Below are 16,703 nucleotides of genomic sequence, written 5' to 3' on the forward strand. Positions count from 1 at the left end.
ACTCACCAAAAACACAATGATTAACAGTTAGTTAAAAACAACTCAACAAACCCCATATGACATGGTATATACTTTATGGGCAGTCTCCTTCATTTTATTAAAAGAACAAGTTTCTACATACTTTTTGAAACTTTATTTACCGCTTCAATAGTAAAATCTAAATCTTCATAACTCAAAGCATCCGTAATAAACCAAGTTTCAAAAGCACTTGGTGCGATGTACACCCCTTCGTTTAATAATCCGTGAAAAAACTTTTTAAACGATTCGTTATTTCCTTTTGCTGCGGTTTCAAAATCGACTACTGCGGCTTCATCAAAATGCACCGAAATCATCGAGCCTACTCTATTTATAGTATGCGTCACCTTGTTTTCGGTTAACACTCTGGCAATGCCTTCGTGTAAATATTTTGTTTTGGCTTCTAATCTTTCAAATATTTCAGCATCTTCATTTAATGTTTTCAACATGGCTAAACCTGCAGCCATCGCTAAAGGATTTCCACTTAAGGTTCCCGCTTGATACACCGGACCTAATGGCGCCAAATGATTCATAATTTCTGCTCTAGCTGCAAAAGCACCAACTGGTAATCCGCCACCTATCACTTTTCCGAAGCAAGCAATATCTGCATTTACGCCATAAAGCTCTTGCGCCCCTCCTTTTGCGAGTCTAAAACCAGACATGACCTCATCGAAAATCAATAGTATATGATGTTCGTCGCAAAGTATTCTTAAATTTTCAAGAAAATTATTTATGGGAGGAATACAGCCCATATTTCCAGGAACCGGCTCAACAATAACACAAGCAATTTCATTTTTATTAGCCTCCATTAAGGCTTTTACATTATCAATATCGTTGTAGTTTGCTAACAAAGTATCTTTAGCTGTTCCTTGGGTTACCCCAGGACTATTGGGCGTACCAAAAGTACTTAAACCACTCCCCGCTTGTATTAAAAAGGAATCGGAATGCCCGTGGTAACAACCTGCAAACTTGATAATTTTATCTTTTCCTGTATAACCACGAGCCAAACGTACGGCGCTCATACAAGCTTCGGTCCCCGAATTTACGAATCTAATTTTATCAATATTAGGCACCATAGAAACGGCTAATTGCGCAATTTCTGTTTCAATTTCTGTAGGCATCCCAAAGGAGGTTCCTTTTTTAGCTTTCTCAACTACTGCATCAACAACAGGTTGAAAAGCGTGCCCTAAAATCATAGGTCCCCAAGAATTGATATAATCAATTAATCGGTTACCATCCTCGTCGTACAAATAAGCGCCTTTGGCTTCTTTTACAAAAATTGGTGTTCCTCCAACACCTTTAAAAGCTCTTACTGGTGAATTTACACCACCTGGAATTACTTTTTCTGCTTCAGCAAATAATGCGCTGCTTCTTTTATAAATCATAAGTCTTATTTTATTATGGTTCAACCACTAGAACCTGCCCTATACTTAAAGCGGTCCCTCGTAAACCATTTATTTTTTGAAGTTGTTCTACAGTCAAATTAAAGCGCTTAGAAATACCATAAAGGGTATCGCCTTTTTCAACAGTATAGGTCTGACCTGACTGAACCGTAGGCATGTCGTATGTCACATACTTGTCTCCCAAAACGGCCTCATCATACAAATACAGTTTATAGCGTTCTATAAGACTAATTAATTTGTCTGGATATTTTCTATCGGTGGCATACCCTGCGGCTTTTAATCCTTTTGCCCACCCCTTGTAGTCTTCCTTTTTTAAATCGAAAAGTTTAGAATAGCGTTTTCTTTCGCTTAAAAACAAAGAATGGTCTCTAAACGAGTATTTAGCGTCTTTATATTTTCTAAAACATTCTTGATCCGCATCGTCGTCATGATAAATTTTAGCACCTTTCCATCCGTGGCATTTAATTCCGAAATGGTTATTGGCCTCTACGGAAAGTCGGCCTTTTCCCGATCCCGATTCTAAAATCCCTTGAGCTAAGGTAATACTTGCAGGTATGCCATAAAGTGCCATTTCCTGCTGAGCCGTTTCATGATAGTTATAGATATAAGCTTCGGTACTACTAGCAAAAACTTTAGGCGCTGGCTTAACTTCTTCTGGCTCTTGGTGTTTTTCAACCTCAGCAGGTTTTTGTTTTCTTGCAACATGTTCGGTACGTTTGTGAGGCTTTTTTGTAACCACCTGTTTTTTAGATTTACAACTAAAAACCACAGCGGCCAAACAAAACACTAGTACTATTTTTCTCATTTCACGACATAATTAATGGTAAGTTCTTCTTTTTTAATAGGGCGTTCATTCCTTCAATACCTTGTAAGCCTCCAGTATGAATGGCTAAAATTTTCGATCCTTTAGGGAAAAATCCTTTTTCGATTAAATCGAAAATTCCAAATAGCATTTTACCGGTATAAACGGGATCTAAGGGAATCTGATAATCGGTTTTAAACTGATTGATAAACGCTACCAATTCTTCATTTATTTTGGCATAGCCTCCAAAATGATAGTTGGTAATCAATTCCCAATTAGATTGTTTTGCAAATTTACTGATATCTGATTTTAAAAAGTCCCCTTTTAGAGCAGGAAAACCTAATACTTGCTGACCAGGTTTTGAACAATTTATAAGGCCCGAAATGGTTCCGCCAGTCCCTACAGCCGAACAAACATAATCGAAAACTTGGTCGGATTCAGTTAATATTTCTTCACAACCCTTAACGGCTAAAGCATTGGTACCACCTTCGGGAACATGGTAATAATCTCCAAATTCAGCTTTTAAAGCTGCAATAAAATCTGCTGAAGTTTTTCGCCTGTATGCCTCTCGTGTCACGAATTTAAAACGCATGCCTTGTTGCTTGGCAAAACTTAAGGTTGGGTTTTTATCTATTTCAGTCCACAATTCTTCACCGCGAATTATGCCAACGGTCTTAAATCCGAATAATTGTCCTGCCGCTGCAACGGCTGCAATATGGTTGGAATAAGCTCCGCCAAAAGTCACAAGCGTTTTAATCCCCTTTTTTTGTGCCTCTAATACGTTATATTTTAATTTCCGGTATTTATTTCCAGATACAAACGGATGAATGGCATCCTCTCGTTTTACGTACAATTCAACGTTTTTATGATGAAGATCAACTTGCTGGTTAACGCTATTTTCAAGCTTAAATATCATAGTTGCGAAGATACTTTAAAAATGCCCAAAATTGACGAATTTTTAAATATTCTAAGTCCGTTTGATGAGAATAAGCTTCGCGTTCAAAAGAAATATTCCGATAAGCCTTTTTCCAATTGAAATAGCACAACCAACGCCATAAAAACTCCAATACATAAAATACAAAAAAACGGCAACACCAACATTTCGAGCTGTTGTTTTAGATGCATACGCTCATGATTAATTAACACCTTATCTTCCAAAAGTGGTTTCTGTTTTAAAATGATAAAAGGATAAAGGATTAGTCCCAAATACCCTTTAGGAATCAAATATTTAGAGATAAAAATCATTTATTCATGAATTTGAGATAAGATACAAAAGGAATATTTTTTCCTCCATAAACCGTATTACACTATCTTTGTTGCTAATGAAAAAAATAATACCTCTTGAAGAAGGCGATTATTACCTTACACCAGAAGGTTATCGCTGTTTTACAGAAAAATACCATTTAAGACGCGGTTATTGTTGCCAAAGTGGTTGTCGTCATTGTCCTTACGGTTACGATAAAAAACGACAAACCACAAACCCCTAAATTATAGGTTACCGTTTAAAAAAACACTTAACTGGTACAATTATTGATGCATAAGAAAGAAATATGATCATTTTAAAACAATTGTCCTATGAAACATCTTTTTAAAATATTATCCGTAGTCCTAATAGCTGTTATATTGACTTCATGCAACTCGATTAAAGTCGCTACAGATTACGACCAGAACAAAGATTTCAGCACATACAAAACCTTTGCGTTCTTTAAAAACGGCATTGATAAAGCCGAAATTAGCGATTTAGATAAGCGCCGAATTCTTAGAGCCATTGAAGCCGAACTTATAAACAAAGGAATGACTAAATCTGAAAATCCCGATATCCTCATTAGTTTATTTACAAAATCCAACCAACGCGTAGACGTTTACAACAACACTTGGGGTTATGGCGCCTGGGGTTGGGGCGGTTGGGGTCCTGGCTGGGGCATGGGACCTGGTTGGGGTTGGGGCTGGGATCAGCCTAGTGTTTCAACAAGCACCGAAGGCCAGTTGTACATAGACCTTATTGATGCCAAAAGTCATGAATTGGTATGGCAAGGTTTAGGTACGGGATTCCTCACCCAAAATAGAGAGAAAAAAGAAACCCTTATTAAGGAGTTTGTTGCTCAAATTATGGCAGAATATCCTCCAGGAATGGAACCAAAGAAATAATTATAACTTAAAGGATTAATTAAAAGATATCCTTTAGTGTCGTATTGAGCTTGTCGAAATATCTCTTTAATTGATATTTTGTATAAATTAGTCTTCGACAGGCTATTAGTTTTACATTTTATATTTACAAGAAGTTTAACCTTATTAAATTTCTGAAAAACAAGAGGACAAGGTGAACTATTTCGACTGTTGAAATTTAAGATTCATCTTGAGCATTAGTCCTTGTCCTCTTTTAGGTTTAGTACCATTTAGAATGTAAAGCTTAAAGGCTTAATAATAGCGTTAGTACACAGACCTATTGGTTTTTCAGGTTTTTAATAGCTAATTCAAAGTTATGAAAAATTTAGTAATAGGAATTGACATTTCTAAGGACACTCTAGATTACTGCACCTTAGGAAACAGTGATGTACAGGTGAAAAGCAGAGGAGTTTTAGAAAATCAACATAAAGCTATCAATAAATGGCTGAAGTGTTTTGATAACACTAATACTGTTTTTGCTTTAGAACACACAGGACATTATGGAGCTGCTTTAGTAGACTGTTTGAGTCAAAAAAAGTTCGTTTTCTACCTTATCAATCTTTTAGAACTTAAAAAGTCTCTAGGCATTCAAAGAGGTAAAAGTGATACAAAGGATGCTTATCGTATAGCAGAATATGCCGTTACAAATAAGCACAAATTAGAGCCATACCAATTACCTGCTGAAAACTTAGGTAGGCTCAAAGCACTCATTACCGCAAGGGAACGTTACGTTAAAATGTCCGTTCAAGTCCAAAATAGCTTAAAGGCCAATGAGATATTAAATCGAACCATAGATGTGAAGATGTTGATTAAAGAAGAGAAAAAACAATATCAATCGCTATAAAAGAGTATAAAAAATATTGAAAATGAGATGCAAAATATTATCAAAGCTGATTTGAAGTTAAAAAGCAGCTATGAAAAAGTGACAGCTATAATCGGAGTAGGACCAGTAATTGCAATAAAGTGTATCACGGAAACAGCTAATTTCACAAAATTTCATAACCCACGAAAATTTAGCTGCCACTGTGGCTTAGCTCCCTTTCCATATCAATCCGGAAGTAGCATAAAGGGTAAGACTAGAACTCATTTTTTAAGAGATAGATCATTAAAAGCTATCTTGACAAAAGGAGCTGTTACCGCTGTCCAACACGACCCTCAATTGAAAGCATATTATAACCGTAAAATAAAAGATGGAAAACATCATATGAGCGTAATTAATGCTGTAGCTAATAAACTTGTATTAAGAATATTTGCAGTAGCCAAAAGAGAGGAACCTTTTGTAAAATTATTTGCTTAAAAGTTTGTTTTTAACTTAGAATGCTCAGACTGACATAGGAGGGCTATATGCTAAATGCTTTAAGCTTTATGTATGCAAGGGCGAAATGTTGTTATTAAGCCTAACTTTAAACTTTTTACTTCTAATATCTAATATTTAACGTCTTACTTTGGTATTGCCATAGAAATCAGACAGACAAACAACAGAGTTTATCCAAAATTTTGTGTTTTTGAAAAATAATTTCAAAATTCATAGGTTAAAATAATATAGATTATAACCTGTTTGGAAAACAAATATACAATTGATTGTAAATTTGGCCCCATTTAAATCGTGTTTTCTTCCATTTTTTGCTGATGCTTTGAGCTGCTAAATATATGGATTTCAGTGCTGCATCATCATGAGGAAAGACTTTTTTGTTGCGTGTATATTTTCTTAAACTGGCATTAAAACTCTCAATGATATTGGTAGTATATATAAGTTTTCTAATCTCTTTTGGGTAGTTTAAAAACGCGGTCAAATTATCCCAATTGTTTTCCCAAGACTGTACGGCAGAGAGGTATTTATCTTCCCAATTTTGTTTAAAGACTTCGAAAGCCTCTAAAGCGAATTTCTCATTATCGGCTTGATAAATAGCTTTAATATCGACCATTATTGATTTGCGGTCCTTATAGCTCACATATTTTAAAGAGTTTCTAATTTGATGTACGATACATATTTGACGTATACTACCTGGAAAAATAGCTTCTACAGCTTTATCTAATCCAGAGAGGTTATCCGAACACAGAAAGAAGATATCTTTTACGCCTCTAGAGCGCAGATCGTCTAAAATGGACATCCAAGCAGCTGCCTTTTCTGTCTCCACAATACTCATGCTCAAAATATCTTGTTGCCCTTCGGTATTCACCCCTAAAACTATCATACAGGCTTTAGATATTACCTTGCCTTCTTGACGTATTTTATAATGAATAGCATCTATCCAGACAATGGGATATACGTCTTCTAAAGGTCTATTCTGCCATTGTTTGATGTCTTCCAATAATTGATTGGTGATAATGGATACCTGTGATGTGGAATACTGCACTCCATAGGTACTTTCAATAAAATCAATAATATCGCTATTGCTCATACCTTTGGCGTAAAGCAGTTGAATACAATCTTCTAATTCTTGACTAATCGATTGATGTTTGGGGACAATAACAGGCTCAAAGCTCGCTTGACGATCTCTGGGGATTTTGATGCGTTGTTCGCCGTTATGAGTCTTGATAGTTTTCTCTGAGAAACCATTGCGCTGGTTGTTCTCAATTACAGAACCTCCTTTTTGAAACCCTAAGTGGGCAGTCATTTCTGCTTTTAAAAGTGATTCAATACCACGTTTAAGCAACTGTTCCTTGACCTGGTCAAAGTCCTCCTTGTTGCTGATTTTGCCGATCAAGGCGTCTAATTGTTTTTCTAAGTCTGAGTTCATAAAATAAAAATTTAAAAGTAAATTTTTTGCCTATGAATTTCAAAATCATTTTTAAACTAACTAACAGCAAAAACACAAAATAGTTTACAGTCCCGACAAACAGTTTCATTCGTACTTTTTAAACAGCTTTTCTCTTTCTACCTAAATCGTTTCAACGTCTTTTTTGTAAACTTACTTAAAACTAATCGACCACTAATTTGGGCGCGTTCGGCTAAAAGGGCATCCCAGTGATCGGTTGCTTCCCAAAAAACAGCTTTCATTTCTTTTAACGCTTCAGGGTTATAGCTTGCTAATTTTTCTGTAAGACTTGAAACAGCTAAATCCAATTCTTCTACGGTATTAAAAACTTCTCCGTATAAGCCTTTTTCTTTCGCAAACCCGGCTGAGAAAAACGCCTCGGCATTAATCGTCATTTGCGACATGGCTGTTTTACCTATTTTTCTAGTAACCGCAGGCTCAATAACAAAGGGACCAATTCCTATACTTAACTCACTTAACTTCACAGAGGCATATTGTGTAGCCAGGCAATAATCGGCAGCCGCAGCAATACCAACACCTCCTCCAACGGCCTTACCTTGTACACGTCCAATAATAAGTTTAGGACAAGTACGCATGGCATTGATAACCTTAGCAAAGCCAGAAAAAAATTGCTGTCCGGTTTCTGCATCATCAATCTCTACCAACTCATTGAAACTAGCGCCAGCACAAAACGTGCGGTCTCCCTCACTTTTTAAAACAATTACTTTAATGTCTGGATGATTTCCTGCTGCGGATATGGTTTCAGAGAGTTTTTGCAAAACATCACTAGGCATCGAATTTCTATTAGGATGAAAAAACTCAATGTGTCCCACTTTATTTTCTATATTTAAGCTTACGTAGGCTTCCATAAATTTAGAATAATTTGGGATGAATATACATAAAAAAAACAGTAACACTTGTTACCTTCGTTTTAATTAAAGAGAAATATATTTACAGAAAAACATTCATAACTTATGGGCATATTTAGTTTTATTTTCGGTAACAAAAACGAAAAAATCAAGGATTTTAAATCGCGAAATGCTATTGTTTTAGATGTTAGATCGGTTTCAGAATACCAGCAAGGTGCTATACCGGGTTCACAAAATATACCATTACAAACACTTAGCTCTAAAATTGAAAGTATTAAGAAACTTCAAAAACCTGTTATAACTTGTTGTGCTAGCGGTATACGATCGGCAAGTGCTGCCGCTATTTTAAAATCTAATGATATTGAAGCCATCAATGGAGGCGGCTGGATGTCCTTATATAAAAAACTAGAGCTTTAAACCTTTAAAATCATCGACTTGATTAATGGGCGTTTGGTTGTATTCTAAAGTCCAACCTAAAGAATTGGTTAGAATATAAAATTTAGACAACTCACTAATCAACCGGTTTTTGGCATTTGTTTTTAATTGTGATTGATTTATCTTTTTCTTTAAAGACGCATTAACAATGTTTTTAATCTTATTATAATCTTGAGCCTCAAAGGGATTTAAAAAATCGGCCTGAACATCATAATATTCAAAATCGGGACTTATGGTAATTTCTTCTTCAGGAATCTTCAAAATCGACAATGTTTTTGAGGCTTCATCAACTTTGAATTCAATTTTACTTAAATCGTAGGCCACGGTAACATTAGCATTTACAACCACTAAAGCTTTCTTTTCAAGCGTTAGATAATTCCCTAAAAGATCTTTTGAGTTTTGATAATTAAAAACCTGACTAAAGTGGCCTTCGGTAACCACTAGTTTCCCTACATTATTAATTTGCTGTTTTATGAGCGCTGAGTTTTCTACAAGCTTGGTTTTTTCAGCTTTTTGTCTTTCACAAGACTTGACAGCGTAAAGCGCAACCAAAGTAATAACAACACCAATTAAAATTTTTCGCATGTACTAAGTTAGAAAAATTTTCATTCTTAAAACAAAAAAACATCAGTTCCTTCGACAGATGAAGTCTACCAATGTTAATTAAGTTGTCTAAACTAAACAGTATCAAAGATACTAGAGATTTAGGCGCTTTGTATTACCATAATGTTAAACAAATCTTATAAGATGATATACCAATACTAAATTGAAATGACGGTAATAAATCACCCTTTTTAGTATATTATTTCAATACAAATTTGACATTAAAGAAAGCATCCGACAAAGTTCCACAAAAAAAGCACCAAAAACCCCCTTTTAAACTTGGCTCATGATGCTTTTTGGATAAACTGATTAATAGCAGCTTTAAAGATACAACTATTCATAGAAGGACAAATATGTTTTTCGATAAAATGCAATTAAAATAAGATGAAACAATAGCTTAATGCATTCTTTAACGTCGCTTAAAAATTACAACTTTATTAAAAGGACATATACGGGTAACAGTTTTTTACATCTACTATTTTAGATTCTAATTTTTGAAGAAACTTTTGGTGAGCTTCAGATTTTTCGTTGAAGGGACGATGCTGAAGGCTTTTTTGAATACCATCAATAACATCCATAGTTTTTAAAGCGTTCTTTGAAATCCAAGTGTCAACAAAAGCATTCCAAATATATTGAATGGCCAAGGCATTGGGATGCACCATATCTTCAGCATAAAAACGGTAATCCCTAAGCTCGTCCATCATGATTTCATAAGAAGGAAAGTAAAATGAATTGGATGTCATGTTAGCCTCATTTTCATCTAAAAACTGATGAATAGCCGAGGTTAAATGCGCTTTACTTCGATTGTTTTCCACAAAGCCATCCTTTAAATGCCTAACTGGTGAAACGGTATAAATAATGGATACTTGCTCATTAACTCGTCTTACCTGGGCTTCCATAGACTTTAATACCTCAACAATCTCGTGAACCGACAACAACGATTTCGAAAATTGCTTCTGCGGAATTTTATGACAGTTTGCCACAACCTGATTCGTTTCCTTATAACGATACACCCAAGCCGTTCCTAAAGTAATAACCAGGTGTGAAGCCGATTTTAAATCGTTATATGTTTCTTGTAAACGGGTATTTAAAGTTTTTAGAAGTTGCTCTTTTGAGACGTTACTTAATTTAGAATGCGCATCAAAACCATGCCATTGTTCGTTGTGAAATAGCACATCGGCATCATTATAATGTGCACTGGAAATCGCGCGGCTAATAAGCTTATGAATGGCTAGAGGATGAAAAAAAATCCCAAACGGATTTTGTTTGGTTTGAAATTTAAAATAAGTGAGTTTATCCCCTATATTTTCAGAAAAACAAGAGCCCATTAAAAACACTTTAGAGCTATAATCTATTAAATGACTAGAGCTTTTTTTTAAAGGTATTTTAGTTTGAAGGTTCATATTTTTGATTCAGAATTACAAAGTTTCAGAAACACAAAGTTACAAATACTCGGAGCTTATAAATTTCAAAGCTGCAAAGCTTCAGAGATACTAATCTACTTTTGAAACTTTGCAGCTTTGTTACTTTGTTACTTTGCAACTATTATTTAACTCACATACTTCTTAGCTTCCGCCAACGCTTGGGCGATCCCTTCTGGGTTTTTCCCGCCAGCAGTTGCAAAAAATGGTTGTCCGCCGCCGCCGCCTTGAATAAATTTACCCAATTCACGAACGACCTGTCCAGCATTTAAGCCTTTACTAGCAACTAAATCTTTAGAAATATAGCAAGACAACAAGGCTTTACCTTCATTTTCGGTAGCGAATAACAAGAATAAATGCTCTACTTCGCCTCCTAATTCAAAAGCCACATCTTTTAATCCTGCCGCGTCTAAATCGAGTTTCTTTGCTAAAAACTGAATGCCGTTAATTTCGGTGAGTTCACTTTTAAGTTCGCCCTTTATATTTTTTGCTTTATCCTTCAACAAAGCTTCAATTTGCTTTTTAAGGCTTGTATTTTCTTCTTGTAAATTTTGAAGTGCTTTTACAGGTTCTTTGACATTATTAAGCAAGCCTTTCATTTCAATAAACAAACGGTTATTTTCCGAATAGAAATCTTTAACCGCATCGCCGGTTATGGCTTCAATACGCCTAATTCCTGCCGCTACAGCGCCTTCAGAAACAATTTTAAAATGCCAGATATCGGCTGTATTTTTTACGTGTGTCCCTCCACAAAGTTCGATAGATTGTCCGAACTGAATAGAACGAACCGTATCGCCATATTTCTCACCAAACAAACTCATAGCTCCAGCAGCGATAGCTTCTTCTTTAGGAATATTGCGTTTTTCAACTAAAGGAATTTTTCCATTAATTCTTGCATTTACAAAACTTTCCACATCTCGAATTTCATCTTCAGTTAATTTAGAAAAATGCGAGAAATCAAATCTTAAATATTTTGAATGTACCGCACTCCCCTTTTGCTCCACATGAGTTCCTAAAATAGAACGCAAGGCCTGATGTAACAAGTGTGTTGCAGTATGGTTACATTCGGTTCTGTGACGTTGTTTTTCATCGACTACCGCCTTAAATGGCTCGTTTAAATGCTTTGGTAAGGTTTCTGTAAAGTGAATGATGACATTATTTTCCTTCTTCGTATTTAAAACATAAACCACATCGCCATAAGCATCTTCCAGATAACCTTTATCACCAACTTGGCCACCACCTTCAGGATAAAACGGTGTTAAATTAAATACCAACTGATACATATCGCCGTCCTTTTTAGAACTCACTTTTCGGTATCGTGTTAGTTTCACATTAACCTGAAGCGCATCGTAACCAATAAATTCTTCATCTTCATCCTCAATTAAAATAGTCCAATCTTCTGTAGAGGTTTCACTAGCTGCTCGCGAACGGTTTTTTTGTTTTTGAAGCTCTTCATTAAAACCAGCTTCATCTAATTTTAAATCTTTTTCAGAAAGTATTAAAGCCGTTAAATCGATTGGGAAGCCGTAAGTATCGTATAACTCAAAAGCTTTTGCTCCAGAAACGGTATCGCCTTTAGTCTCTTCAACAATTCGGTTTAAAAGCACCAAACCTTGATCTAGGGTTCTTAAAAAAGACTGTTCTTCCTCTTTAATCACGTTCTCGACCAATTGTTTTTGGGCTTTTAGCTCTGGAAAGGCCTTGCCCATTTTTTTATCTAGAACGTCGACAAGTCTGTAAATAAAAGGTTCTTTTTTATCTAAAAACGTAAATCCGTAACGCACGGCACGACGTAAAATTCTGCGAATTACATAACCTGCTCCTGTATTACTTGGCAGCTGTCCATCGGCAATGGAAAAGGCCACAGCACGCACATGATCGGCAATCACCCGTATAGCAACGTCTACTTTTTCGTCTTTTCTATATGTTTTATTGGTAATGGTTTCAATTTCCTTAATTATAGGCGTAAAAACATCGGTATCGTAATTAGACTGTACGCCTTGTAAAACCATACATAAACGCTCAAAGCCCATTCCGGTATCAATGTGTTTATTCGGTAAGGACTCTAAAGAACCGTTTGCCTTACGGTTGTACTGCATGAAAACCAAGTTCCAAATTTCAACCACCTGCGGATGATCTTGGTTTACAAGATCTTTTCCTGGCACTTTAGCTTTTTCTTCCGCCGAACGGATATCTACATGTATTTCACTACAAGGTCCACAAGGTCCTTGATCGCCCATTTCCCAGAAGTTATCTTTTTTATCACCCGTTAGAATACGATCTTCTGAAATGTATTTTTTCCAAATATCAAAAGCTTCGGTATCCATATCAAGGCCATCCTCTTTATTGCCTTCAAAAACGGAAACGTAAAGCATATCTTTATCGATACCAAAAACATCGGTTAACAGTTCCCAAGCCCAAGCGATGGCTTCTTCTTTAAAGTAATCGCCAAAACTCCAGTTCCCTAACATTTCGAACAAGGTATGGTGATAAGTATCATACCCTACTTCTTCAAGGTCATTATGTTTTCCAGAAACACGTAAACATTTTTGAGTATCTGTAATACGTTTATTTTTAGGCTCGGCATTCCCTAAAAAGTATTCTTTAAAAGGCGCCATACCTGCATTAACGAACATTAAGGTTGGGTCATCTTTTAAAACCATGGGTGCCGATGGCACAATACTATGTTGTTTTTCTTCAAAAAAACTTAAAAACTTAGCGCGGACGTCTTGTGATTTCATGTAATATTTTTAAACACCTTATTTCGAATCTATTAGCGATTATGCGAAACAATTTTTATATTTATGCTACAAATTTATTTTAAATTTGGTTCAGCATTAAACTTCAAAGCTACTATTATTAAAATTGTTTATAATAATTTTTTGTAGGTTTGTCGGTTAACGGCATAACCGAAGATGAAAAAACACCTTCAATGCGCTGCAAAAATAGCATAATTTAAGAAATGAGTAAGGTAAAATATTATTACGATCCTGATACGCTTTCCTATAGAAAAATACAGCGTAAAAAACGCACTACTTTTAAGTATGCCTTTTTCTTTATTTTAGGAACGGCTTTTTTCGCTTTTATATTCGTTTTTATTGGAAGTCAGTATGTTGAATCGCCAAAAGAGCGCGCCTTAAAAAGAGAGCTTCAAAACGCGCAATTACAATTTGAATTACTGAATAAAAAAATGGAACACGCCGAAACTGTTTTGGCGAATGTTGCCGAGCGTGACAATAACATTTACCGAGTGTATTTTGAAGCCAACCCCATTCCTGAAGAACAACGTCGTGCTGGTTTTGGTGGAATAAATCGCTACAAAAATTTAGAAGGTTTTGATAACTCTAAATTGATTATTGAAAGCAATAAACGTCTGGATATTTTACAGAAGCAAATTGTAGTACAATCCAAATCGTTAGATGAAATTACAAAACTTGCCGAAGACAAAGAAAAACTACTTGCTGCCATTCCTGCTATTCAGCCTGTAAGCAATAAAGATTTAACCCGAATGGCTTCAGGTTACGGTATGCGTAGCGACCCTTTTACAAAGGTTAGAAAAATGCACCGGGGTATGGATTTTACGGCCCCTAGAGGTACGCCAGTTTACGCCACAGGTGATGGTATTGTTACTCGTGCCGATTCAAAATCGACAGGTTATGGTAACCATATTAGAATAGATCATGGCTATGGGTACGTAAGTTTATATGCGCATTTATACAAATACAATGTTAGAAAAAACCAAAAAGTAAAACGTGGTGACCTAATCGGATTTGTGGGCAGTACAGGGCGATCTCAAGGACCACATTTACACTACGAGATTTTTAAAGATAGAGAACGCATTAACCCTATCAACTTCTATTACGGTAGTTTAACCGCAGAAGAATTTAATAAACTATTGGAGCATGCTTCATTAGAAAATCAATCATTAGATTAATGCATATAGACCTCCCAGAAAAACGCTATTATAGTATTGGTGAAGTCGCCAAAGCATTTGATGTGAATACCTCTTTAATACGTTTTTGGGAAAAAGAATTTGATGTTCTTAAACCTAAGAAAAACGCTAAAGGCAATAGAAAGTTTACCCCCGAAGACATTAAAAACTTAAAGTTTATTTATCATTTGGTAAAAGAGCGTGGTTTTACCCTTGATGGAGCTAAAACGCACTTGAAAGAAGAAAAAAAACAAGCTCTAAATACTTTTGAAATTGTTAGCAAGTTAGAAAGCATAAAAAATCAACTCATTAAAATAAAACAACACCTTTAAACTAGAACATCATGAAGAAATTTTTACCATGGATTATCGTCGCTATTGTTGTCATTGGAATTTACTCTTGGGCTAAAAACTTTAACAACACCGCAGTTGAATATGAAGCTGATGCCAAAACAGCTTGGTCTAATGTTGAAAGCTCGTACCAGCGACGTGCCGATTTAATTCCGAATTTAGTATCGACAGTAAAAGGTTATGCCGCGCATGAAAGAGAAACTTTAGAAGGCGTTATTAAGGCTCGTTCTGAAGCTACAAAAACAACTATTGATGCCAACAACCTGACACCAGAAAAAATGGCACAATTTCAACAAGCTCAACAAGGGTTAAGCGGAGCGCTTTCTAAACTTTTAGTAACCGTAGAACGCTACCCAGATTTGAAAGCCGATAAAAATTTCTTAGAGCTACAATCGCAGTTAGAAGGCACCGAAAACCGCATTAATGTAACCAGAGATCGCTATAACGAAAAGGTTAACATTTACGATAAATTCATAAAAAAATTCCCTGCTAAACTCTTAGCCAGTCTTTTTGGTTTTGAAGAAATGGCACGCTTTAAAAGTGCTCCAGGCAGTGAAAACGCACCAACAGTAGAGTTCTAAAACATGTCTAATAAAGAAGATTTTTTAACCGCTAAAGAAGAACAAGAAATTGTTGACGCCATCCAAAGGGCCGAATTAAATACCTCTGGAGAAATACGTGTGCATATTGAAAAATCGGCAAATAGCGACCCCACAAATCGCGCTTTAGAAGTTTTCCATCATTTAAAAATGGATAACACAAAGCTTCAAAATGCCGTATTAATCTATGTAGCCGTTGCAGATAAATCTTTTGTTATTTATGGTGATGAAGGCATCAATAAAGTGGTTGAACCCGATTTTTGGGATTGCACCAAAGACATTATGCAGGCCCACTTTAAGAAAGGCCATTTTAAACAAGGTTTGATTGATGGTGTTTTAAGGTCTGGCGACAGGCTACAAAAGTACTTTCCTTATAAAACTGATGACATCAACGAGCTTCCTAACGACATCTCAAAAGGCTAAAACTTTATGACCTATTTAAAACACAAAACAACATCTATATTTAACTTTAAAAGTTTAGGCTTAGGCGTTGTTTTGATGCTTTTTAGCATGAGTATTTCTTTTGCTCAATTTAAAATTCCTGAAAAGCCCAAATTCCAAACTAGTGTTTACGATTATGTGAACTTACTTTCTAGTGGCGAAAAACAAAATTTAGAACAAAAACTGGTTAGGTATTCCGACACGACCTCAACGCAAATTGTTGTCGCTATTATTCGTTCTACCGAAGGCGAAAACATTAACTTTTTAGGCGCCCAATGGGGTGAAGCTTGGGGAATTGGTCAAGCCGAAGAAGACAATGGCATATTAATTCTTCTAGCGAATGATGACCGCCGAATTGCTATAAACACAGGCTATGGCGTAGAGCATCTTTTAACCGATGCCATGTCCAGGCGTATTATTGAAAACGACATCCTTCCATATTTTAGAAAAGGTGATTTTCCTGGCGGATTAAACAGAGGTGCTGATGCGATTTTTGAAGTCATGCAGGGCGAATATAAAGAATCTCGCCCTACTTCGGGCAACCCAGAAAATTCGGTAATCCCATTTCTTGTTTTCGGATTTATTGCTTTAATGTTTATTCTGTCCTATATTAAAAACAAACGCGGCGGTGGCGGTGGACGTCATGGCGGTAATAACTCTGGAGGTTTTGATATCTGGGACGCTATTATTTTAAGCAATATGGGGCGTGGTAACTACAATCGAGGTTCTAGCGGCTGGGGCGGAAGTTCTGGTGGTGGCTTTGGAGGTGGTTTCGGAGGCGGTTTTGGTGGCGGTGGCTTCGGCGGCGGCGGTGCTTCTGGGGGCTGGTAATCATTAAATAAAACATCATAACTTCGACACATTACACATGTGTCTTATAATTAAAGTCCGTCCAAACAAGTTTTTTGG

18 protein-coding genes and 1 pseudogene are annotated in these 16,703 nt (G+C 36.0%); 10 read left to right on the forward strand and 9 right to left on the reverse strand.

Features of this window, described 5'->3' with window-relative positions:
- Positions 1–113 precede the first annotated feature (113 nt).
- The 4 genes and pseudogenes from hemL to C1A40_RS01920 all read right to left on the reverse strand — a co-directional run bounded on the left by hemL (position 114) and on the right by C1A40_RS01920 (position 3,465).
- A complete protein-coding gene (hemL, locus tag C1A40_RS01905) occupies positions 114–1,400 on the reverse strand; it encodes a glutamate-1-semialdehyde 2,1-aminomutase (protein WP_102997111.1) in 1,287 nt (428 codons plus the stop codon).
- A gap of 13 nt (positions 1,401–1,413) precedes the next feature.
- Positions 1,414–2,223, reverse strand: coding sequence for a glucosaminidase domain-containing protein (locus C1A40_RS01910; protein ID WP_102994415.1), 810 nt, complete (start codon positions 2,221–2,223; stop codon positions 1,414–1,416).
- Position 2,224: 1 nt separating this feature from the next.
- Positions 2,225–3,136 carry a 1-aminocyclopropane-1-carboxylate deaminase/D-cysteine desulfhydrase gene (locus C1A40_RS01915; RefSeq protein WP_102994416.1) on the reverse strand — a complete coding sequence of 304 codons (912 nt, stop codon included), beginning with the start codon at positions 3,134–3,136 and terminating at the stop codon, positions 2,225–2,227.
- Positions 3,126–3,465, reverse strand: a pseudogene (locus C1A40_RS01920) (hypothetical protein). The gene C1A40_RS01915 and the pseudogene C1A40_RS01920 overlap by 11 nt, the downstream one beginning before the upstream one ends.
- Before the next feature lie 77 nt (positions 3,466–3,542).
- On the opposite strand from C1A40_RS01920, the gene C1A40_RS18065 reads away from it, so the two are divergent.
- The 4 genes from C1A40_RS18065 (at position 3,543) to C1A40_RS01935 (ending at position 5,683) form a co-directional block, all read left to right on the forward strand.
- Positions 3,543–3,707, forward strand: a complete 165-nt coding sequence (locus C1A40_RS18065; RefSeq protein WP_158651241.1) for a C1orf53 family protein — start codon at positions 3,543–3,545, stop codon at positions 3,705–3,707.
- Positions 3,708–3,795: 88 nt separating this feature from the next.
- Complete coding sequence (locus C1A40_RS01925) at positions 3,796–4,368, forward strand: DUF4136 domain-containing protein (protein WP_102994417.1); 573 nt, start codon at positions 3,796–3,798, stop codon at positions 4,366–4,368.
- A gap of 334 nt (positions 4,369–4,702) precedes the next feature.
- Positions 4,703–5,230, forward strand: a complete 528-nt coding sequence (locus C1A40_RS01930) for an IS110 family transposase (protein ID WP_102994418.1) — start codon at positions 4,703–4,705, stop codon at positions 5,228–5,230.
- Positions 5,231–5,257: 27 nt separating this feature from the next.
- Positions 5,258–5,683, forward strand: coding sequence for a transposase (locus C1A40_RS01935; RefSeq protein WP_102994419.1), 426 nt, complete (start codon positions 5,258–5,260; stop codon positions 5,681–5,683).
- A 250-nt stretch (positions 5,684–5,933) separates the two neighbouring features.
- Here C1A40_RS01935 and C1A40_RS01940 read toward each other — a convergent pair whose 3' ends face one another.
- Together C1A40_RS01940 and C1A40_RS01945 are read right to left on the reverse strand one after the other, a co-directional pair.
- Positions 5,934–7,127, reverse strand: a complete 1,194-nt coding sequence (locus tag C1A40_RS01940) for an IS256 family transposase (RefSeq protein ID WP_102994202.1) — start codon at positions 7,125–7,127, stop codon at positions 5,934–5,936.
- Positions 7,128–7,264: 137 nt separating this feature from the next.
- Positions 7,265–8,014: an enoyl-CoA hydratase/isomerase family protein gene (locus C1A40_RS01945; protein WP_102994420.1), complete on the reverse strand. Its 750-nt coding sequence runs from the start codon at positions 8,012–8,014 to the stop codon at positions 7,265–7,267.
- Between the two features lie 105 nt (positions 8,015–8,119).
- On the opposite strand from C1A40_RS01945, the gene C1A40_RS01950 reads away from it, so the two are divergent.
- A complete protein-coding gene (locus C1A40_RS01950) occupies positions 8,120–8,431 on the forward strand; it encodes a rhodanese-like domain-containing protein (RefSeq protein ID WP_102994421.1) in 312 nt (103 codons plus the stop codon).
- Here C1A40_RS01950 and C1A40_RS01955 read toward each other — a convergent pair.
- The 3 genes from C1A40_RS01955 to alaS all read right to left on the reverse strand — a co-directional run bounded on the left by C1A40_RS01955 (position 8,420) and on the right by alaS (position 13,214).
- Complete coding sequence (locus tag C1A40_RS01955; RefSeq protein WP_102994422.1) at positions 8,420–9,034, reverse strand: DUF4230 domain-containing protein; 615 nt, start codon at positions 9,032–9,034, stop codon at positions 8,420–8,422. The two genes, C1A40_RS01950 and C1A40_RS01955, sit on opposite strands and share 12 nt — an antisense overlap.
- Positions 9,035–9,489: 455 nt before the next feature.
- The gene (locus C1A40_RS01960; protein WP_102994423.1) at positions 9,490–10,455 is read right to left on the reverse strand and encodes a GSCFA domain-containing protein; all 966 of its coding nucleotides are present in this window, start codon (positions 10,453–10,455) and stop codon (positions 9,490–9,492) included.
- 146 nt (positions 10,456–10,601) lie between these two features.
- Positions 10,602–13,214 (reverse strand): alanine--tRNA ligase, encoded by a 2,613-nt coding sequence (gene alaS, locus C1A40_RS01965; protein ID WP_102994424.1) that lies wholly within the window; start codon positions 13,212–13,214, stop codon positions 10,602–10,604.
- Between the two features lie 221 nt (positions 13,215–13,435).
- Between alaS and C1A40_RS01970 the strand changes: the two genes are divergently transcribed.
- From C1A40_RS01970 to C1A40_RS01990, 5 genes are read left to right on the forward strand one after another with little or no spacing between them, the layout of a single operon-like run.
- A complete protein-coding gene (locus C1A40_RS01970) occupies positions 13,436–14,407 on the forward strand; it encodes a M23 family metallopeptidase (RefSeq protein ID WP_102994425.1) in 972 nt (323 codons plus the stop codon).
- On the forward strand, positions 14,407–14,736 hold the full coding sequence (locus C1A40_RS01975) for a MerR family transcriptional regulator (RefSeq protein ID WP_067151157.1): 330 nt from the start codon (positions 14,407–14,409) through the stop codon (positions 14,734–14,736). The genes C1A40_RS01970 and C1A40_RS01975 overlap by 1 nt, the downstream gene beginning before the upstream one ends.
- Before the next feature lie 11 nt (positions 14,737–14,747).
- Positions 14,748–15,335 carry a LemA family protein gene (locus C1A40_RS01980; RefSeq protein ID WP_102994426.1) on the forward strand — a complete coding sequence of 196 codons (588 nt, stop codon included), beginning with the start codon at positions 14,748–14,750 and terminating at the stop codon, positions 15,333–15,335.
- A gap of 3 nt (positions 15,336–15,338) precedes the next feature.
- Complete coding sequence (locus tag C1A40_RS01985; protein WP_102994427.1) at positions 15,339–15,776, forward strand: TPM domain-containing protein; 438 nt, start codon at positions 15,339–15,341, stop codon at positions 15,774–15,776.
- A gap of 6 nt (positions 15,777–15,782) precedes the next feature.
- Positions 15,783–16,625, forward strand: coding sequence for a TPM domain-containing protein (locus tag C1A40_RS01990; RefSeq protein WP_199287734.1), 843 nt, complete (start codon positions 15,783–15,785; stop codon positions 16,623–16,625).
- Positions 16,626–16,703: the final 78 nt, after the last annotated feature.

This window comes from Tamlana carrageenivorans, from assembly GCF_002893765.1.
Lineage (GTDB): Bacteria > Bacteroidota > Bacteroidia > Flavobacteriales > Flavobacteriaceae > Pseudotamlana > Pseudotamlana carrageenivorans.